Origin of the sequence: Chthoniobacter sp., from assembly GCF_040003245.1 — a bacterium.
In the GTDB taxonomy this organism is placed as follows: Bacteria; Verrucomicrobiota; Verrucomicrobiia; order Chthoniobacterales; family Chthoniobacteraceae; genus Chthoniobacter.
Genome location: NZ_JBDUCX010000043.1, coordinates 1 through 17,888, shown reverse-complemented (window position 1 = coordinate 17,888; position 17,888 = coordinate 1). Strand labels below are relative to the sequence as shown.

General features: G+C 62.9%; 21 protein-coding genes. 19 read left to right on the top strand and 2 right to left on the bottom strand.

Annotation, left to right across the window (positions count from 1 at the left end):
- Position 1: 1 nt before the first annotated feature.
- The 15 genes from ABJF10_RS08080 to ABJF10_RS08010 are packed head-to-tail and all read left to right on the top strand — an operon-like array spanning position 2 to position 13,988.
- Positions 2-985 (top strand): Gfo/Idh/MocA family oxidoreductase, encoded by a 984-nt coding sequence (locus tag ABJF10_RS08080; protein WP_348544034.1) that lies wholly within the window; start codon positions 2-4, stop codon positions 983-985.
- Positions 982-1,794: a TylF/MycF/NovP-related O-methyltransferase gene (locus ABJF10_RS08075; protein WP_348544033.1), complete on the top strand. Its 813-nt coding sequence runs from the start codon at positions 982-984 to the stop codon at positions 1,792-1,794. Before ABJF10_RS08080 ends, ABJF10_RS08075 begins: the two co-directional genes overlap by 4 nt.
- On the top strand, positions 1,791-2,768 hold the full coding sequence (locus ABJF10_RS08070) for an NAD-dependent epimerase/dehydratase family protein (protein WP_348544032.1): 978 nt from the start codon (positions 1,791-1,793) through the stop codon (positions 2,766-2,768). Before ABJF10_RS08075 ends, ABJF10_RS08070 begins: the two co-directional genes overlap by 4 nt.
- Before the next feature lie 33 nt (positions 2,769-2,801).
- Complete coding sequence (locus ABJF10_RS08065) at positions 2,802-4,019, top strand: glycosyltransferase family 2 protein (RefSeq protein WP_348544031.1); 1,218 nt, start codon at positions 2,802-2,804, stop codon at positions 4,017-4,019.
- A complete protein-coding gene (locus tag ABJF10_RS08060; protein WP_348544030.1) occupies positions 4,016-5,125 on the top strand; it encodes a class I SAM-dependent methyltransferase in 1,110 nt (369 codons plus the stop codon). The genes ABJF10_RS08065 and ABJF10_RS08060 overlap by 4 nt, the downstream gene beginning before the upstream one ends.
- Positions 5,122-5,862 (top strand): SDR family oxidoreductase, encoded by a 741-nt coding sequence (locus tag ABJF10_RS08055; RefSeq protein WP_348544029.1) that lies wholly within the window; start codon positions 5,122-5,124, stop codon positions 5,860-5,862. The genes ABJF10_RS08060 and ABJF10_RS08055 overlap by 4 nt, the downstream gene beginning before the upstream one ends.
- Entirely contained in the window at positions 5,859-6,851 is a 993-nt protein-coding gene (locus ABJF10_RS08050) for a Gfo/Idh/MocA family oxidoreductase (RefSeq protein WP_348544027.1), read from the top strand. The genes ABJF10_RS08055 and ABJF10_RS08050 overlap by 4 nt, the downstream gene beginning before the upstream one ends.
- A complete protein-coding gene (locus ABJF10_RS08045; protein WP_348544026.1) occupies positions 6,848-7,618 on the top strand; it encodes a class I SAM-dependent methyltransferase in 771 nt (256 codons plus the stop codon). The genes ABJF10_RS08050 and ABJF10_RS08045 overlap by 4 nt, the downstream gene beginning before the upstream one ends.
- Positions 7,615-8,598: a galactokinase gene (locus tag ABJF10_RS08040; RefSeq protein WP_348544025.1), complete on the top strand. Its 984-nt coding sequence runs from the start codon at positions 7,615-7,617 to the stop codon at positions 8,596-8,598. The genes ABJF10_RS08045 and ABJF10_RS08040 overlap by 4 nt, the downstream gene beginning before the upstream one ends.
- On the top strand, positions 8,598-9,317 hold the full coding sequence (locus ABJF10_RS08035) for a nucleotidyltransferase family protein (RefSeq protein ID WP_348544024.1): 720 nt from the start codon (positions 8,598-8,600) through the stop codon (positions 9,315-9,317). The genes ABJF10_RS08040 and ABJF10_RS08035 overlap by 1 nt, the downstream gene beginning before the upstream one ends.
- A complete protein-coding gene (locus tag ABJF10_RS08030; RefSeq protein WP_348544023.1) occupies positions 9,314-9,910 on the top strand; it encodes an SIS domain-containing protein in 597 nt (198 codons plus the stop codon). Before ABJF10_RS08035 ends, ABJF10_RS08030 begins: the two co-directional genes overlap by 4 nt.
- A gap of 20 nt (positions 9,911-9,930) precedes the next feature.
- On the top strand, positions 9,931-10,473 hold the full coding sequence (locus ABJF10_RS08025) for an HAD-IIIA family hydrolase (RefSeq protein ID WP_348544022.1): 543 nt from the start codon (positions 9,931-9,933) through the stop codon (positions 10,471-10,473).
- A gap of 37 nt (positions 10,474-10,510) precedes the next feature.
- Entirely contained in the window at positions 10,511-11,677 is a 1,167-nt protein-coding gene (locus ABJF10_RS08020; protein WP_348544021.1) for an LLM class flavin-dependent oxidoreductase, read from the top strand.
- Positions 11,674-12,699, top strand: a complete 1,026-nt coding sequence (locus ABJF10_RS08015) for a Gfo/Idh/MocA family oxidoreductase (RefSeq protein WP_348544020.1) — start codon at positions 11,674-11,676, stop codon at positions 12,697-12,699. The genes ABJF10_RS08020 and ABJF10_RS08015 overlap by 4 nt, the downstream gene beginning before the upstream one ends.
- Positions 12,700-12,704: 5 nt before the next feature.
- The gene (locus ABJF10_RS08010; protein ID WP_348544019.1) at positions 12,705-13,988 is read left to right on the top strand and encodes an MFS transporter; all 1,284 of its coding nucleotides are present in this window, start codon (positions 12,705-12,707) and stop codon (positions 13,986-13,988) included.
- A 6-nt stretch (positions 13,989-13,994) separates the two neighbouring features.
- Here ABJF10_RS08010 and ABJF10_RS08005 read toward each other — a convergent pair whose 3' ends face one another.
- Positions 13,995-14,900, bottom strand: coding sequence for an alpha/beta hydrolase (locus ABJF10_RS08005; RefSeq protein WP_348544018.1), 906 nt, complete (start codon positions 14,898-14,900; stop codon positions 13,995-13,997).
- Between the two features lie 27 nt (positions 14,901-14,927).
- The gene (locus ABJF10_RS08000; RefSeq protein WP_348544017.1) at positions 14,928-15,359 is read right to left on the bottom strand and encodes a hypothetical protein; all 432 of its coding nucleotides are present in this window, start codon (positions 15,357-15,359) and stop codon (positions 14,928-14,930) included.
- A 176-nt stretch (positions 15,360-15,535) separates the two neighbouring features.
- Here ABJF10_RS08000 and ABJF10_RS07995 point away from each other — a divergent pair, with 176 nt between their 5' ends.
- Genes ABJF10_RS07995 through ABJF10_RS07980 form a run of 4 tightly spaced genes read left to right on the top strand, consistent with a single transcriptional unit; the run spans position 15,536 to position 17,748 of the window.
- Positions 15,536-15,733: a hypothetical protein gene (locus tag ABJF10_RS07995; RefSeq protein WP_348544015.1), complete on the top strand. Its 198-nt coding sequence runs from the start codon at positions 15,536-15,538 to the stop codon at positions 15,731-15,733.
- A 28-nt stretch (positions 15,734-15,761) separates the two neighbouring features.
- A complete protein-coding gene (locus tag ABJF10_RS07990) occupies positions 15,762-15,998 on the top strand; it encodes a hypothetical protein (protein WP_348544014.1) in 237 nt (78 codons plus the stop codon).
- A gap of 7 nt (positions 15,999-16,005) precedes the next feature.
- Positions 16,006-16,485, top strand: a complete 480-nt coding sequence (locus ABJF10_RS07985) for a GreA/GreB family elongation factor (RefSeq protein ID WP_348544013.1) — start codon at positions 16,006-16,008, stop codon at positions 16,483-16,485.
- Between the two features lie 51 nt (positions 16,486-16,536).
- Positions 16,537-17,748, top strand: coding sequence for a nucleoside monophosphate kinase (locus ABJF10_RS07980; protein ID WP_348544012.1), 1,212 nt, complete (start codon positions 16,537-16,539; stop codon positions 17,746-17,748).
- Positions 17,749-17,888 lie beyond the last annotated feature (140 nt).

Sequence of the window (17,888 nt, the reverse complement as noted above, 5' to 3'; positions counted from 1 at the left end):
TATGAGCGCGCCGCTCGAAGTCGCGATCGTGGGATGCGGGCTCATCGGCCGGAAACGCGCGCAGTCGCTCGCCGGTGCCCGGCTCACCCTCGCTTGCGATCTTGATGCCCAACGCGCCCAGGAACTGGCCACGCTGCATCCCGGCTCCCGCGCCGTGACGGACCTTGCGGAAGTGCTGCGCTCGCCAGTGCAATTGGTCATCGTGGCCACGGCCAATCATGCGCTGGCGCCGCTGGCGCTCGAAGCCATCCGCGCAGGCAAGCATGTCCTCATTGAAAAGCCCGGTGCAATTTCCACCGCGGAACTCGAAACGCTGATCGCGGCAGCAGAGGCGCAGAAGGTGCAGGTGCGAATCGGCTACAATCACCGCTACCACCCGGCATTGCGCAAAGCGCGCGAACTCATCGATGCGGGCGCGATTGGCGACCTGATGTTTCTGCGCGGCCGATACGGCCATGGCGGACGGCTTGGCTACGAAAAGGAATGGCGCTCCGATCCCCAGCTCTCCGGCGGCGGCGAGTTGATCGACCAGGGCGTGCATCTCATCGATCTCGCCCAATGGTTCCTCGGCGGGTTCACGGATATCTCTGGTCACGCCGCGACCTTCTTCTGGGACATGCCTGTCGATGACAACGCCTTCCTCAGCCTGCGCACGGCGCGCGGGCAGACCGCCTGGCTCCACGTGAGCTGCACGGAATGGAAAAACCTGTTCTCGCTCGAAATCTACGGGCGCACCGGAAAACTGCACATCGAAGGACTCGGCGGCAGTTACGGCGTCGAGCGGCTCGCGTTTTACAAAATGCTGCCGCAGATGGGCCCGCCCGACACCACGATCTTCGAATATTCGCGCGGCGATGATTCCTGGCGCCTGGAGATGGCCGAGTTTCTCGAGGACATCCGCCTCAGCCGCACCCCACAGCCCGGTCTGCGCGAGGGCCTCGCCACACTGCGCGTCGTGGAATCCATTTACCGCTCCACTCCATGAGTCTTCACTCCGCGATCAATAGTTTCATGGCCAGCCAGGCGGGCATGCGCTTGAGCATCCTGGTCCAGCGCATGGCCAACCGTTTCGGTTACGAAATTCGCGCGGCGGAGGGCGGTGATTTGCCGGACTACTATTCCGAAATCTACGAGCAAGTCCGCCCCTACACGATGACTTCGCGTGAGCGTCTCTACAGCATGATCGCGGCGACGGAGCATCTCGAGGCCAGCGGGGTGAAGGGCGCGATCGTCGAGTGCGGTGTCTGGCGCGGAGGCAGCATCATGGCCGCCCTTTACGCGCTGGCTCGCGCCGGGAAAACGGAGCGCGAGATTTTCCTCTACGACACCTACGCCGGCATGAGCGCGCCGGGCCAGAACGACGGTGCGGAAGAGCACGCCCTGTTTGATCGATTCAAGAATGAACAGGGTCTCTCGAACTGGTGCCTCGCCACGCTCGAGGATGTGAAGGCCAACGTCGGCCTCTGCCATTATCCACTGTCCAAAATCACCTTTGTCCAAGGCAAGGTGGAGGACACGATTCCGGCGCAGGTGCCGGCGGCCATCTCCCTGCTTCGCCTCGACACCGATTGGTACGAATCGACGCTGCACGAGCTCATCCATCTTTACCCGCGACTTGTCGAGGGCGGCCTCCTGATCATCGACGACTACGGCAAGTGGGGCGGGTGCCGCCGCGCGGTCGACGAGTATTTTGAGAAGCACGGCCCGCGGCCGTTTCTGCATCGCGTCGATCCGGCGGGCCGCCTGATCATCAAGCCCCCGGCGTCCCAAAACGGTTCGCTCTCTCCATCATGAATCCCGCCACTTTCGAGCACGTCTTCATCTCCGGTGGCGCCGGTTTCATCGGCAGCCATTTCGCCCGCCGGCTCCTGTCCATGTCGTCGATCAAGGGGCTGGTCATTTACGATAACTTCAGTTCCGGAAAAGAATCGTACCTCGCCGGCCTGCTGGACGATCCACGCCTCAAGATCGTGCGGCAGGATTTGAAGGACGTGAACGCCGTGACCGACGCGATGCGCGGCTGCGATACGGTCATCCACCTGGCCGCCAATCCCGACATCGCCAAGGCTGTGACGCAGCCGGACATTGATTTTTGGGAGGGCACCTATCTCGCGCAGAACGTCGTGGAAGCCATGCGCGTCAACGGCGTGAAGAACATCCTCTACACCTCGGGCAGTGGCGTTTACGGCGAGAATCCTGGCGTTGCTTTCGCGGAGAGCTATGGGCCGTGTTTTCCCATCTCACCCTACGCGGCGAGTAAGATCGCTTGCGAAGCGCTCATCAGTTCCTACTGCCACATGTTCGACATGGAAGGCCGCGCCTTCCGCTTTGCCAACGTCGTCGGCCCGCGGCAGACGCACGGTGTGGGCTACGATTTTGTCCGCCGCTTGCGCGCCGATCCCACGCAATTGCGCATCCTCGGCGATGGTTTGCAGTGCAAGTCGTACATCCACGTCGAGGACATCCTGAACGCGGTCTTCCTCGCGGCGGAAAAGAGCACGCTGCGCTTCGATCTCTTCAATGTGGCCACAGACGATTACATCACCGTGCGCGCGATCGCCGATATCGCCGTGGAGGTAAGCGGGCTCGCCCCGGGCAGCACACGCTACGACTACACCGGCGGCGACCGTGGATGGAAAGGTGATGTGCCCGTGGTCCTCTTTGACGTCACCAAGATCAAGGCGCTCGGCTGGCGCGCGGCGCGAAATTCCGCGGCCGCGGTGCGCGACGCCATTACCGCGATGCGCGAAGAGATTGAAAACGCCTGAGCCGCCGCGCATGCTCCGGCCTTCGCCGCGCTGATGACCGATCCACTCGCCCCTCAACACCTGTTTCCAGCGGGCGCGAAGCCGGGACCGGTGGATTTGTCGATCGTCATCCCGGCGATGAATGAAGAAGTGACGATCGGGGAATTCGTCGACTGGTGCCTCGAGGGTCTCGCGAAGGCGGGCGTGCCGGGGCAGGTGCTCATCATCGACAGTTCCCAAGACAGGACGCCGGAGATCGCGGTCGAGCGCGGGGCGGAGGTGCTCCGCGTGCCGAAACGCGGGCTCGGCCGGGCCTACATCGACGCGATTCCGTTCGTGCGCGGGAAATGGATCGTGATGGGTGACGCGGATCTGACCTATGACTTTCGCGATCTCACGCCATGGATCGAGCAATTCCGACGCGGGGAGGAATTCATCATGGGCTCGCGGTTCAAGGGGAGCATCGAGGTCGATGCGATGCCGAAGTTGCATCGTTATTTCGGCACGCCGGTCACGACCTGGCTGCTCAATCTCATCTACGGCACGCGTTTCTCGGACATCCATTGCGGCATGCGGGGCGTCACGCTCGATGCGTTTCAGCGGATGCGCATGCGTTCGCAATCGTGGCAGTACGCCTCGGAGATGATCATCAAATCGGTGCACCTGCGTCTGCGCACTGCCGAGGTGCCGGTGCACTTTTACAAGGACCGCGAGGGGCGCGTGAGCAATCTCAAGCGCATCGGCTGGTGGGCGCCGTGGCATGCGGCGTGGATCAGCGTGCAGGCGATGTTCACCTACGGCGCGGACTTCTTTCTCTTCTGGCCCGGCCTCGTCCTGAGTGGGATCGGCCTGGCCGCGACGGCCGCGCTGGCCAATGGGCCCCTCCTTGTGGCCGGGGTGGGCTTTTCCCTGCACTGGATGCTGGTCTTTTTGCTCATCGGCGTCGTCGGCTTTCAAGCGCTGCTTACCGGCGTGCTGGCCAAGGTGCTCTACGATCCTGAGCGGCACGAGGCGCACCGCTGGCATGGATGGTTCCGCTTCAACACGGCGGTGCTGGCCACGGGCCTGATGTTGCTGCTCGGCGGCTTGGGAGCGCTGGAGTTGATCACGGAATACGTGCACCTCGGCTACCGCCTGCCCCTGGAACTCGGTCCCGCGTCGTATCGCGCCGTCGCGGGCATGGGACTTTGTCTGCTCGCCTCGCTGTACTTTACCTTCAGCCTCGTGTTCAATGCGCTCTATGAATCCACCGGGCAGAGCCCCGCATCATGAACTATAGCTGGTCGCGTCCTGAAGATCGCATCGAGTGCCGGGCCGGCGGGCGCGTGCTCTTTGCCGATACGATCGACCATTGGGATAACGCCGTGCGGCGGCTGCTGGATTTCGACGAAGCGCGCGGGCAGGCGTGGGTGGAGCGCGTTCTGGCGTCGTCGCCGCGACCCTTTCCGGACTGTGGCCCGGAGGAAAAGATCGCGGCCCTCTGTCAGGGCACGCAGGCGTTCTTTGGCATCGAGCAGGATGCGGAGCCATGGAGTGCCTCGGACTACGCGGCGCTGGATGTCTTTGGATTGAAAGCGGACCGATTGTGGGTGCGCGGCGTGGGACGCGAACTGGGCGTGGAAGTGATCGGTCCGGTGGGCATCGAACATGGAATACTCGTGGACCGGGCGACCCGGCAGCCGGCCCGTGCGCCGGTTTACGAGGAGCAATACTTCGAGGGCAAAACGCACGGCCTCGGCTACGGCAACTATCTCGCGCAATCCGACTGGCGCATGGAAAAGTCGCGCCGCTATGTCCGTCGCGTTGCGGCCATCGCACAGTTTATCGGGCGCCCGACTGGAGCCGGGACCCGCTTGCTCGACATGGGATCGGGCTACGGATTTTTCCGCGCCGCCGCCGCGGAGCAAGGCTGGCAGCACGAGGGCGAGGACGTGAGCGCCTACGCCGCCAAGGCGGGCGTGGAAATCTTCGGCTTTCCGACCTTCGTTGGCACGCTGGAGCAATTCGCCGCGCAGACCGACGCGACCTACGACGTCGTCACGCTCTTCGACACCATCGAGCACATCGCCGATCCGGAGGCCTTCTTGCACGTGGTGGCGGGATTGCTGGCGCCGGGTGGCTTGTGCGTGCTGCGTACGCCGAACCTGCGCGCGTTGGAGATGGAGATTTTCGACCGCCACCAGCATTCGCTGAAGCTGGAGCACTTGCATTACTTCAGCCCGGCGAGCCTCTGCCATCTGGCGGAACGCGTGGGATTGGTGCCGGAATTCACCACGACCGAATCGCATTTGCTCGCGGGCTTTCTCGGGCCGCATCTCGCGAGCATCCGGCAGCAATTGCGCGGCTCCGATCTCTTCTTTGCCGCGTCCAAGCCATGAGCCGGCCCGACGCTGTCATCGTCACCGGAGCCAGCCGCGGGTTGGGCCGCGCCGTCGTCCAGCGCTGCATGGCCGAGGGTGTGCCGGTGCTGGGCATTGCGCGCACGGCCGGCGCGGCCGAAAGCCTGACCCTCGATTTGTCCGACCTTGCCGGGACGGAACGCGCGGTGCGCGCGTGGATCGATGGACAACCCTATCGCCGGCTCGCCGTGGTCTGCGCCGCGGGTACGCTCGGGCAGCAAGGCGGTATTCTCGATGGCGACCTCGCCGATTGGGGACGCACCCTGCAGACGAATGTACTGGGAAATTTCGCCGTCATCCGCGCCCTGCTGCCGCGCATGATCGAGAATCAATACGGACGCATCGTGACCGTGGCCGGCGGCGGCGCAGCTTACGCCTATCCGCTCTTCTCCGGCTACGCCCTGTCCAAGACGGCGGTCGTCCGCGCGACGGAAAATCTCGATGCCGAGCTGCGCGGCAAAGGCGATTTCCTCACCGTCTGCCTCGCCCCCGGCGCGATGGAAACGGAAATGCTGGCCAAGGTGCGGGCGGCAGGCGCGGAGGTGAAAACGACGGTCGCCATCGAGGAGCCGGTGGAGTTCATCGCCAATTTCATTCGCGCGGAGACCTGCGGATTCTCCGGTCGCTTCGTCCACGTGCGCGATACGTGGCGCGACTGGCTGATGCCGGAGCCCGTGCCCGGAGATCGCTGGATGTTACGGAGGATCGAGAAATGAAAGTCGCGGTTATTGGTTACGGCTTGATCGGGCGCGAACGCGTCCGCGCCCTCGTGCGCCTCCGCGAAGAGGGGATCGTTTCGAGCTTTGCGGTCCACGATCCTTTTGCCGCCGCCGAGCAGGCAAAGGTCGAAGGCCTGGGCGGGGCGTGGTGCGCCGCGCTCGCGGATGTCCGCGCTTACCAGCCCGATTGGGTAGTCATTGCCACCCCGCACGACACCGCAGTCGAGCTTTGCATCGAGGTGCTGGGCTGGGCGGAGCGTGTTTTGATGGAGAAACCATTTGGTCGTTCGCTGGCCGAGGCGGAGAAGCTGAGAGCGGCGTCATGGGGCGTTAAGCGGCGCTTGCATGTAGGATTCAACTACCGGTTCTTTCCGGGAATTTCCGCGGCACTAATCGATGCGCGCGCGAAACGATTCGGGGAGTTGGTGAGTGTGAATATGGTGATCGGCCACGGCGGCTCACCAGGCATGGAGAAAGGCTGGAAGTTCGATCCCATCAAGGCCGGTGGAGGATGTCTCATCGATCCGGGGATCCATTTACTCGATCTCTGCCATTGTCTGGCGCCCGATGTTTCCCTTGAGTCCATTCACGCGTGGAGCGGATTTTGGAAGACAGGGATTGAGGAAGAAACGCATCTTCTTCTGCGCAGTGGTCGCACCATTTTCAACGTGCAGGTTTCCGTGGTTCGCTGGCGGAGTGTATTCCGACTCGAACTACACGGCACGGAAGGCTACGGCATCGTAACCGGTCGCGGTCGCAGTTATGGCCCAATGAAGTATGTCCGTGGCCGTCGCTGGGGCTGGCAGAACGCTGCGAACCAGGAAGCCAGCGAGGAAACGGTGAACGTCTCCGAATGCGACGATAGCTTCGTGGATGAAATGCGGGTGCTTTTCTCGGGAACATGGGAGCCGGTGCTTGCTCCTTGCACCGCCGCAGAAGCATTGGAAGTAATGCGCCTCTACGAGACCTGCAAGACTCGCTTATGAATACCGCTTCTGTCGATGATTGGGATGCGCACTGGAAAAAATTCGCCGACTCGGCGAGCCAGAATCCGGCGCAGATTTATCGTCATCGCACCATGCTGCATCTCCTCACGGAGCACGATGCCGGGTCCGCGATGCGCCTGCTCGACATCGGCAGCGGGCAGGGGGATTTCATGGTCAAGGCCGCCCTGGCGTGGCCAAAGGCGGCGCTCTGCGGATTCGAGATGAGCGCGACGGGCGTGGAGATGACGCGGCGCAAATTGCCGGGCGCCTCGGTGTTTGTCGTCGATCTTTTCCAGCCGCCCGCCGAGGCCGCGCCTTATCGCGATTGGGCGACCCATGCGGTCTGCTCCGAAGTGCTCGAGCACGTGGATGAACCGGCGGAATTCCTCAAGGCCGCGCGGCCCTATCTCGCCGAGGGCGCGGCGCTGGTCGTCACCGTGCCGGGTGGCCCGATGTCGGCCTACGACCGGCACATCGGCCATCGCCGGCACTTCACCCGCGAATCGCTGGCCCGCTATCTCGAGGAGGGCGGCTTTGTGGTGGAGAAGGTGTTTCTCGCCGGCTTTCCGTTTTTCAATCTCTACCGCATGACGGTCATCGCGCGTGGCGACAAGCTCGTCTCCGAAGTCCAGGCCGGTGCCGAGGGCGGCAGTTCCGCGCTGGCCAGATTTGTCATGGGTGTCTTTCGCTTTTTGTTTCGTTTCAATCTCCTCGCCACGCCTTTTGGCTGGCAAGTTGTCGCCGTAGCGCGCAAGGCATCCGCATGATCATCACCCGTTCTCCTCTCCGCATTTCGCTCGGTGGTGGTGGCACCGACCTGCCATCCTACTACGAGGAGCACGGCGGTTTCCTCGTCGCCGCGGCGATCGACAAGCACGTTTACATCAACGTGCATCGCCGTTTCGAGGAAGGCTTCGTCTTGAAGTATTCGCAGTACGAGGACGCGACGGAGATCGACCAGATCAAGCACCCGATCATCCGCGAGTCGCTGAAGCTCGTGGGTGTGACCGATAAGAACCTGGAGATCACCTCGATGGCGGACATCCCCGCGGGCACGGGGCTCGGCTCCTCGGGGAGTTTCACCACAGCGTTGCTCAAAGCGCTGCATACGCTGCGCAAGAATATCGTGCGCCCGGCGGAGATCGCGGCGCAGGCCTGCCAGATCGAGATCGAAAAACTGCACGAGCCGGTGGGCAAGCAGGATCAATACATCGCGGCGGTCGGCGGCATCACTTCGTTTCACTTTCTCCCCGGCGGCAGCGTGGAAGTCATCCCGGTGGAACTCGACGAGGAGACGCTCTTCAATTTGCAGGACAACCTCCTCATGTTCTTCACCGGTTACACGCGATCGGCGTCGAAGATCTTGAAAGAGCAGGACGACAAGACCAAGGGACTCGACAAGGCGATGGTCGATAATTTGCACTTCGTGAAAGAACTCGGCGTCTTGAGCAAGGACGCGCTCGAGGAGGGCAACCTGCGCGAATTTGCGCGGCTCATGGACGTGCACTGGCAGCGCAAGAAAGAGCGCTCCGGCGGCATGAGCAACCCGACCATCAATGGCTGGTACGATTACGCGATGGCCAATGGCGCGCTGGGCGGCAAGCTCATCGGCGCGGGCGGTGGCGGCTTTCTGATGTTCTATACCGAAGAGGTGACGCGCTTGCGCCGGGCGATGCGGGAGAAGGGCTTGCGCGAGGTGCGTCTGCGGTTCGATTTCGAGGGCACCAAGATCGTCGCGCAGGATTGATGGCGGACGTCGCGGACATTCCGATCGCGATCCTGGCCGGCGGCCTCGCCACTCGGCTGCGCCCGATCACGGAGAAAATTCCCAAGTCATTGGTCGCCGTGGCCGGGGAACCGTTCCTCGCCCATCAGCTTCGCTTGCTTCAGGCCCGCGGCTTGCGTCGCGCGACTTTGTGCGTTGGCTATCTCGGGGAAATGATCGAGCGCGATTTCGGTGATGGCGCCGCCTTCGGCATGGAGCTGCGCTATTCCTTCGATGGCCCGAAGCTGCTCGGTACGGGCGGCGCGCTGCGGCAGGCCTTGCCGTTGTTGGGTGAGGAATTCTTCGTGCTCTACGGCGACTCGTATCTGCCCATCGATTACTCTGCGGTGCTCGCGGCCTATCGCGCCGGCGGGCAGCCGGGATTGATGACTGTTTTCCGCAACGAAGGCGCGTGGGACACGAGCAATGTCCACTTTGCCGACGGACGCATCGTGCGTTACGACAAGCGCGAGCGCACCCCGGAGATGCGCCATATCGACTACGGTCTCGGCGTCTTCCGCGCGTCCGTCTTTACGGAACGACCGGCCGGCGAAGCCTTCGATCTGGCCGATGTGCAGCGCGATCTGGTTGCCAAAGGCGCGCTCGCCGGGCATGAAGTCTTCCAGCGTTTTTACGAGATCGGCTCCCACGCCGGTCTCGCCGAACTCGAAAACCTCCTCCGCCCAGGCACTCCATTATGAGCTACTCCGCCCAGCATCTCACCGAGACTCGCAGCATCGTCGAGCAACTCGATCCCGCGCTGCTCGAGAAAGTCGTCGAAGGTCTCGCCAGCGTGCGCGACCGCGGCGGCCGTCTTTTCATCCTCGGCGTCGGCGGTAGCGCGGCGAATGCCTCGCACGCCGTGAACGACTTCCGCAAAATCTGCGGCTTTGAGGCCTACGCGCCCACGGACAATGTTTCCGAACTCACCGCGCGCACCAATGACGAGGGTTGGTCCACCGTGTTCGCCGAATGGCTCCGCGGCAGCCGCGTGAACGCGAAGGATGGCCTGCTCATCTTTTCCGTCGGCGGCGGCAATCTCGAAAAGAACGTGAGCCCGAATCTCGTCGAGGCGCTGAAGCTGGCGAAGACCGTCGGTGCGTCGGTCTTCGGCATCGTCGGTAAGGATGGAGGCTACACCGCGCAGGTAGCGGACGCCGTCGTCATCATCCCCACCGTGAACCCGGCGAACATTACCCCTCACTCCGAGGCATTCCAGGGCGTCGTCTGGCACCTCTTCGTCTCGCATCCCCGTCTGAAGGTCGCGCAGACCAAATGGGAAAGCGTGAAGTAGTTTTTTGGAATTAAATTTTCGTGGGCCTCACCCGACAACGTGCCGTCTTCCTCGACCGTGATGGGGTGATCAATCGGCCCGTCGTGCGCGAGGGAAAGCCGTATCCGCCCGCGACGCTGGCGGAGTTTGCCTTGCTCCCGGGTGTCGAGGAAGCATGCACGCGACTGAAGGCCGCGGGCTGGCTGCTGATCGTGGCGACGAATCAACCGGACGTCGGACGTGGCACGCAGCGGCGCGAGGAAGTCGAAGCCATGCACGCGGCGATGTGTGCGCAGTTGCCGATCGATCGCGTGGAAGTGAGCTACGATCCGGGGCAGGGGCAGCCGTCGGAATTCCGCAAGCCCGCCCCGGGAATGTTGCTGCGCGCCGCGCGCGAGATGGACATCGACCTCGCGCAGAGCTGGATGGTCGGCGATCGTTGGCGCGACATCGATTGCGGCGCCGCCGCCGGGTGCCGCACGATCTTCATCGACTACGATTACGACGAAAAGCTGCGCGCCCTACCCGACTTCCGTGCAGCCGGTTTGCTCGAAGCGGCGGCCATCATTATTGCGCAGAGCTAGACGGCGCCATTCACCACGCTAACATGCGGGTTCCCCCATGAGTTCCCCGATCCCGCTTGCCCCAGCGATTCGCACCACGGACCCGCATGTCGAAGTCGCATGGTTCTCCGCGTTGTGCAGTGACGACTACGAATTCCTCGGCGTGCCCGATGGTGCCTTGCGCAGCAGCTTCGAGCACTGCTCGCATATCGTCCGCCGCGCCGACCAGCTTGGCTATCAAAACATCCTCATGCCTTCAGGATGGGCTTGCGGGCAGGAGACCATTCCCTTTGCCGCCGCCACCGCGGTGCTCACGAAGCAGATTCATCATCTCGTCGCCGTGCGCATGGGCGAAATCCATCCGCCGATGCTTGCCCGGCATCTGGCCACGCTCGACCACCTCCTCGCCGGCCGGCTCACGGTGAACATCATTTCTTCCGATCTGCCCGGTGCGCGCGAAGAATCGGCGGCGCGCTATGCGCGTTCGCGCGAGGTCATCGAAATCCTCAAGCAATGCTGGACGCAGCCCGAACTGCAATACCGCGGACAGTTCTACCAACTTGACCTTCCGACCACCGATCCCGCGAAGCCCTACCAGCAGAATGGCGGACCGCTGCTCTACTTCGGCGGCATTTCATCGGATGCCGTGCAGCTCTGCGCGGAGCACTGCGATGTGTTTCTCATGTGGCCGGAGACGGAGGAACGCTTGAGCGCGACGATGCATCTGGTCGCGAACAAAGCTGCCGCGTTGGGCCGGACGCTGGATTTCGGTCTGCGCATTCACGTCGTGGTGCGCGAGACGGAAGGCGAGGCCCGCGCCGCCGCTACGCGCATGCTCTCCCGGCTCGATGCCGCGAAGGGGGCGGAGATCAAGGCTCGCGCCCAGGATCATCAATCCGCCGGTGTGAAGCGGCAGGACGAATTGCGCGCGCAAGCGACGGACGACTACATCGAGGAACACATCTGGAGCGGCATCGGTCGGGCCCGCAGCGGTTGCGGCAGCGCCATCGTGGGCGACCCGGATCAAGTCTACGCCAAGCTTCAGCGCTACATCGCCATGGGTATCCGTGCGTTCATTTTCTCGGGCTATCCACACTTGCCCGAATGCGAACTCTTCGCGCGTCACGTGCTGCCCCGATTGAAAACGTGCAAACTCAGCGAAGTGCAGGGCCGCAAGCCGGCGTCGGTGCCCGCTACACCGCTCACCAACGCGCCACGCACATGACGCCGGCCCGCTGTGCGCTCATCGGCTACGGTGCGTGGGGCAGCCATCACGCGCGAGCTATGGTCGAGTCGCCACGCGCAGAACTGGTGGCCATCGCCGCGCGCTCGGAGAAAAGCCAGGCCGCTGCGCGCGAGGCGCACCCCGGCATGCGCGTGGTCGCCGACTACCGTGAACTGCTCACCGATCCCTCCATCGAAATCGTGGACGTCGTGCTGCCGAGCGATTTGCACCATCGCGTGGGCCTCGACGTGCTCCGCGCCGGCAAGCATCTGCTGATGGAAAAGCCGATGGCCTTGAACGAGGCCGAGTGCGACGACCTCATTCGCTGTGCGCGGGAGCAGGGCCGGTTGCTGGCGGTTGGCCACGAGTTCCGCCTTTCGTCGTTATGGGGCAAGGCGAGGGCGATGATCGATGAGGGCGCGATCGGTGATCCACAATACGCGCTCATCGAGCTCTGGCGCCGCCCCTATCGCCTTGGCGCGGGCGGCTGGCGCTACGACATCAACCGGGTGGGCAACTGGATCCTCGAGGAGCCGATCCATTTCTTTGATCTCGCCCGCTGGTACTTCACCTCGGTCGGCGATCCGATAAGCGTCTTTGCCCGGGCCAATTCAAAGCAGCCGGACCATCCCGAGTTGCAGGACAATTTCAGCGCCATTGTGAATTTCCCCGGCGGTGCCTACGCCGTGATCTCGCAAACCCTGAGTGCCTTCGAGCATCACCAGGTCGTGAAAATCACCGGCACGCGCGGCGCGCTGTGGGCGAACTGGAGCGGCGCGCTCGATCGCACCTTTCATCCGACGTTTTCGCTGAAACATTTCGACGGTGCCGAGGTGCGCGACATCCCGATTGAAAGACCCACGGGCGAAGTCTTCGAACTGGTGGATGAGATCAACGCCATGGCCGCTGCCATGCGTGATGGAGCGCCATTGCCCGCGACCGGCGAGGATGGCCGGTGGTCTGTCGCCATGTGCCTGCGAGCGCAAGAGTCGGTGCACAGCGGGAAGCCCGTTGCATTTTGACCGCCATGGCTCCGGCGCCCAAGTGGTATCAGGATGTCACCGCTTACCAATGGCTGGTCGTGCTCATCGCGTCCGCGGGCTGGATCTTCGATGCCTTCGAGGGGCAGCTCTTCAACATCCAGCGCAACCAGATGCTCGCCGACATTCTCCACGTCGCGCCCGATCACCCGGAGGTGCGCCGCTGGGGCGACATCTTTCTTGGCGTCTTCCTCGTCGGCGGCTCATTCGGCGGCATTTTCTTCGGCTGGCTCGGCGACCGTTGGGGGCGCAAACCCACGATGGCTCTCACCATTCTTTTCTACTCGGTCTTTTCCGGTCTCACCTACTTTGCCACCTCGCTCTGGCACGTCGGTGCGCTGCGCTTCTTTGTCGCCATGGGCGCCGGCGGCGAATGGGCTGTGGCCGCCGCGCTGGTCGCCGAGGCCGTGCCGCGGCACGCCCGCGCCCACATGTTGGGCCTGTTTCATTCCACGAGCATCATCGGCACATCGATCGCGGCGTGGGTCGGCCTCGCGTTTGGCGCGGATTGGCGGTTGACGTTTCTCGTTGGCATCGTGCCGTCGCTGCTCGTGCTGTGGGTGCGCGCGCGCGTCGAGGAGCCCGCGGCGTGGCACGCCGCAAAAGCAAAAGCGGCCGCCGGCCTGGCCGCGCAACTCGGCAGTTTTCGCGATCTGCTCCTCAATCCTCGCTGGGCGAAGCGCGCGATTTTCGGCCTACTCCTGGCCGCCGTGGGGCTCGGTACATTTTGGGCGGTGACGGTCGCCGGCCAGGACCTCGCGAAGGACTTCCTCCTGCGCCACGGCGTCCCCATGGCCGAGGCCACACAACGGGCCAAGTTCGCCTACGGCAATATCCAGGCACTGGGGTCCGGCCTCGGCATGCTCTCCTTCGGTCCGCTCGCCGTGCGCCTGGGCCGCCGCCGCACCTTCGTCCTCTATCATGTGGCCGCGCTCATCGTCGTGCCGCTCACCTGCTTCGCCCCCACGAGTTACGGCACACTCCTCGCGTTGCTGCCCATGTACGGTTTCTTCACCATCGGCATCCACGCCGGTTACGCCGTCTATTTTCCCGAGCTATTCCCCAATCATCTGCGCTCGACCGGCACCGGCTTCTGCTTCAATGGCGGCCGGTTGCTCGCGTCCACGATGTTAGTTTTCTCGGGCTGGCTGAAAGCACTCCCCGGGATGGAGCTGCGCACCGCGATCAGCCTCATGTCCCTGCTCTTCCTCTTCGGGCTCGTCTTCATTTGCTTTCTCCCCGAGACGAAGGGCCAGCCGCTGCCGGAGTAATTGTCCTTACGGAGCCGTTTTCTCCGCAGCGAGGTAGCCGAGCGAAACGAGAAACTTGTCGGCCTCGGCGAGCGTTTCGTCATAACGCGTGGAATTGAAGAACCCGTGCGCCTGGCCTTCGTAACCGACGAGGTCGCAACGATTGCCTTTCTTTTTCATCTCGGCGGCAAAAGCCTCGGCACTCGCGAAGGGCACAGTCGTATCGGCCCGGCCGTGCAGGATGAGCGTGGGCGGCAGGTGTTCGCTCACATGATGGATGGGTGAGATCGCCTCCGCCGCGCAGCCGAAACGCTCGGGGTCTTGTTTGCTTTCGAAGCCTTTCGATTCCAGCCCCGGGAAGGGTGCGAGCACGAGCGCGGGGTTGAAAAGGACCAGCGCGTTCGGCATCGCGCTGACGCTGGTGTCTTCGCCCGCTTCATCCAGTCCCGGCAGCGTCGCGGTCGCCGCGGCGAGATGCCCGCCCGCCGAGCCGCCGGCAGCCACGATGCGGTCCGGATCGATGCCGAGTCGTTCCGCATTCTTCCGCACCCAGCGAATGCACGACTTCGCATCGGCCACACAGGCCGTCGGTTTCACCTGCTGTCGCGAGCCCACGCGGTAGTCCGCGGTGATCGCGACGATTCCGCGCCCGGCAAAGTACCGGCACTGCCGCTCGAACTGCGAGGGCGATCCGTGCGTCCAGCCGCCGCCAAAGAAAAAGACGATCACCGGCCGCTTCACGCCCGCCGCCGCCTTTTCCGGCGGTGGAAAAATCCAGAGCTTCAGCGCCGTCCCATTGACTTCCTTGTAAGTTGCGACGCTGGCGCCATCCATCGTCGGCGGATAGCTGAAGCCCTGGCGCTTGGGCGTCTCCTGCGCGCGGGCAGTGAGGCAAAGGGCCGTAATGGCAAAGATAAAAGCGAGGCGATTCATGACGGGGGAGGGACGAATGACGGGAGATCAGTTGGGATTGCTGCGAATTTTATAACGCACGCGTTCATCCACCTCGCGAACGATCTTTTCGAAGTGGCCGGATTGCATTTCGAGTGACAAGCCTTCGGGCAGATTCCCGATGGCCTCCACCATCCACTGGGCGGAAAGCTCGCCACACCGCAGGCACGTGTAGTGGAAACGCTGCCGGCGGCTCGCCATTTCATGCGGCGCGTTGGGTCCGCCGCCGTTCGCCGCTCCGCCGCAGTAGAAACACCGGGTGCCATCAAGCGACGGCAACTCGAGGCCCGTCCCGGCGCTGTGCTCGCGAAGGCATTCGTCGCACAACTCGAGATTGGTCTGCTCCCCATTGATGATCTGGCAAAGAAAATTGTTGGCCGGCTTCGTCCCACAGGCCTGGCAATGCCGGTTCGGTGTGGGGGACGGTATGGAAGAGGACAAAGCCATATTTCTCCTGCCGAAAAGCTAATCGAAATCCGCCCGCGGGCGAGACCTTATCGCGCTGCCTCGGTCTTCGTCCCTTGCCGCGGCACGCGCTCGTGAAGTGTCTGGCGTGACACACAGCCAAATGGACCTACGTTGGGGGGATGAACACCTTCACCTCCATTTATTCCCGCATGAATGAACGCACCAAGCTGGTCCTCGTGGCGGTCGTCGCCTTCTTCCTCGGCGGCTTGCTCAAGGGCGGAGGTGCGAACACGGGGCGGTATCAGGTGTGTGGTAATTCCCCGACCTACGTGCTCGATACCCAAAAAGGAACGGCGTGGGAAATCAAGGGTACCAAATACCAGGAAATGGCTTCGATGCCGTGGTGATCCGCAGGCCCTCTTCACTATCCCATTTATGAGCCTAGGAACTAAAAACCGACAAACCCAAACCGCTGCCCAGTGCCGTGAACATCTCCGCGAAGTGCACAAGGACAAGCTGGTGCTGGTGAACGAATACATCGCGGAACTCGAAGGCACCGGCAAGACGCTCGACATCACGCTCTGGTCGCAATTCACCGACAGCAAGGATGTGAAGGCCGACACCTTCGCCCGGCTCGATGCGCATTTTGAGAATTGGTTGAATCCGGCATGAGGTGACCATGGACAAACGGGCTGTCATCCAGAGGGTGGTCGATCAAATCGGCAAGGATCTGCACGCGCTGATCACCGCGGCCAAGGCGACTCACGCCGAAGCCACGCACGAGCAGAACAAGCCGGAAAACAAATACGACACGCGCGCCCTGGAGGCCTCCTATTTGGCTCAGGGCCAATCGCGTCAGGTCGCCGAATTGGAACGGGCCAGGCAGGAATTTGAGTCGCTCAGCACCGTCGCCGCGCGGCCCGATTCTCCCATCGACATCGGCGCGCTGCTGAAATTGAAACAAGCGAAAACCGAGACCGTCTACCTCCTCGGCCCGCGAGCCGGTGGAATGGAGATCCATTTCGAAGGTACCGAGATCACCGTCATCACTCCTCACTCCCCCATCGGCCGCGAACTCATGGGCAAAGTGCAGGGCGACTCCATCGTTCTCCCCAACAACCCGGGTCAAAAGCCGGTCAAGATCACCCAGGTCTGGTAGCCGCGCCTTGCCGCTCGACGAAGCGAAGCCTCCGGCGATACCGTCACGCCAATGGAGCCACGCATCACCCAGGACCTCGCTGCCAAGCCCGCCGCGCCGGCCGATCTCGAGATCAAGGACGCGCTGCTCATCTTCAACCAGGTCTGGAAGCGCCTCGAAAACGAGTATGGCCGCGCGCAGCTTCGCTTCCCGAAGGAACTGATCTTATTGGGTGGCGCTCCCGGCGCGGGCAAGGGGACCAACTCCGACTTCATTCGCGAGCTGCGCGGCATCTCCGCTTCACCCATCGTCGTCAGCCAGCTCCTCGATAGCCCGGAAGCGCAAAAGCTGAAGTCCCAGGGCGGCATGGTGGGCGACCGCGAAGTCATTGCCATTCTCTTCCGCAAACTTCTCGAGCCCGAGCAGCAGAACGGCGCCATCCTCGACGGCTTTCCCCGCACCAAGGTGCAGGTCGAGTGCCTGAAAATGCTCTTCGACGAAATGATCGCCCTGCGCCGCGAATTCTCCGCCACGCACGACGCCGCGCAATTCAAGCAACCCATCTTTCACATCCTCCTCCTCTTCGTCGACGAGACTGAAAGCATCGCCCGGCAGATGAAGCGCGGCCGGGAAGTGCTCGCCCACAATGCGGAAGTGCGCAGCTCCGGCCTCGGCGACCTGTGGGAAGAACGCGCCACCGATTTCGATCCCGCGCTCGCCCGCAACCGCTACCGCGTCTTCAAGGAGAAGACCTACGACGCCCTCGTCTCGCTCAAGGAACTCTTCCACTACCATTTCATCAATGCCCAGGCTCCCCTCGAGCTGGTCCACGAAAACATCGTCCGCGAACTCGAGTACCAGAGCTCCCTCGAACTCGATCCCCGCACCTTCGACCGCCTGCGCAAACTTCCGCTCGCCAGCGAAATCGTCCGCCACGCCCGGCAGGATCTCGTGCGCCGGCTCGACACTTACGAGGTCGAAAACCCCACGCTCCTCCAGGCCGTGTGCGATTTCATCGAGCAAAGGATGATGCCGATCATCATCCGCCACGCCATCTCCGGCCGTGCCGATATCAATACCGAGGACCCGCTCTTTCACGACTCCGAAGCCCTCGCCATGCTCATCGACGTCTTTTCGGAGCGCGGCTTCCACGCCACCGTTGACCTCCAGCGCCTCGAAATCCCCGACCGTTTCGATCTCCAGACCGGCGTCATCCGCTGTCGCATCAAAAAAGTCTTCCACATCAAAATCCGCTTCAAAGGCTCGCAGATCCGCCGCGGCTGATTCCGACCTTTTGGCCCGCGGGAAAAACGACAGATCATCCATGAAAACAAACTCGATCTTCGCCCTGGCAGCCGGCGCATGGTTGTTAGAGCCTGTTATGCACTTTTAAGAGGGAGGAAAGTGAGCCGAGCATGAGAGAG

Bases quoted from the DNA above. Each gene is read 5' to 3' on its own strand.
- ABJF10_RS08055 (WP_348544029.1), top strand. From the start codon at position 5,122: ATGAGCCGGCCCGACGCTGTCATCGTCACCGGAGCCAGCCGCGGGTTG.
- ABJF10_RS08075 (WP_348544033.1), top strand. From the start codon at position 982: ATGAGTCTTCACTCCGCGATCAATAGTTTCATGGCCAGCCAGGCGGGC.
- ABJF10_RS08080 (WP_348544034.1), top strand. From the start codon at position 2: ATGAGCGCGCCGCTCGAAGTCGCGATCGTGGGATGCGGGCTCATCGGC.
- ABJF10_RS08050 (WP_348544027.1), top strand. From the start codon at position 5,859: ATGAAAGTCGCGGTTATTGGTTACGGCTTGATCGGGCGCGAACGCGTC.
- ABJF10_RS08010 (WP_348544019.1), top strand. From the start codon at position 12,705: ATGGCTCCGGCGCCCAAGTGGTATCAGGATGTCACCGCTTACCAATGG.
- ABJF10_RS07990 (WP_348544014.1), top strand. From the start codon at position 15,762: ATGAGCCTAGGAACTAAAAACCGACAAACCCAAACCGCTGCCCAGTGC.
- ABJF10_RS08030 (WP_348544023.1), top strand. From the start codon at position 9,314: ATGAGCTACTCCGCCCAGCATCTCACCGAGACTCGCAGCATCGTCGAG.
- ABJF10_RS08045 (WP_348544026.1), top strand. From the start codon at position 6,848: ATGAATACCGCTTCTGTCGATGATTGGGATGCGCACTGGAAAAAATTC.
- ABJF10_RS08005 (WP_348544018.1), bottom strand. From the start codon at position 14,900: ATGAATCGCCTCGCTTTTATCTTTGCCATTACGGCCCTTTGCCTCACT.
- ABJF10_RS07980 (WP_348544012.1), top strand. From the start codon at position 16,537: ATGGAGCCACGCATCACCCAGGACCTCGCTGCCAAGCCCGCCGCGCCG.
- ABJF10_RS08040 (WP_348544025.1), top strand. From the start codon at position 7,615: ATGATCATCACCCGTTCTCCTCTCCGCATTTCGCTCGGTGGTGGTGGC.
- ABJF10_RS07985 (WP_348544013.1), top strand. From the start codon at position 16,006: ATGGACAAACGGGCTGTCATCCAGAGGGTGGTCGATCAAATCGGCAAG.
- ABJF10_RS08020 (WP_348544021.1), top strand. From the start codon at position 10,511: ATGAGTTCCCCGATCCCGCTTGCCCCAGCGATTCGCACCACGGACCCG.
- ABJF10_RS08065 (WP_348544031.1), top strand. From the start codon at position 2,802: ATGACCGATCCACTCGCCCCTCAACACCTGTTTCCAGCGGGCGCGAAG.
- ABJF10_RS07995 (WP_348544015.1), top strand. From the start codon at position 15,536: ATGAATGAACGCACCAAGCTGGTCCTCGTGGCGGTCGTCGCCTTCTTC.
- ABJF10_RS08035 (WP_348544024.1), top strand. From the start codon at position 8,598: ATGGCGGACGTCGCGGACATTCCGATCGCGATCCTGGCCGGCGGCCTC.
- ABJF10_RS08070 (WP_348544032.1), top strand. From the start codon at position 1,791: ATGAATCCCGCCACTTTCGAGCACGTCTTCATCTCCGGTGGCGCCGGT.
- ABJF10_RS08015 (WP_348544020.1), top strand. From the start codon at position 11,674: ATGACGCCGGCCCGCTGTGCGCTCATCGGCTACGGTGCGTGGGGCAGC.
- ABJF10_RS08060 (WP_348544030.1), top strand. From the start codon at position 4,016: ATGAACTATAGCTGGTCGCGTCCTGAAGATCGCATCGAGTGCCGGGCC.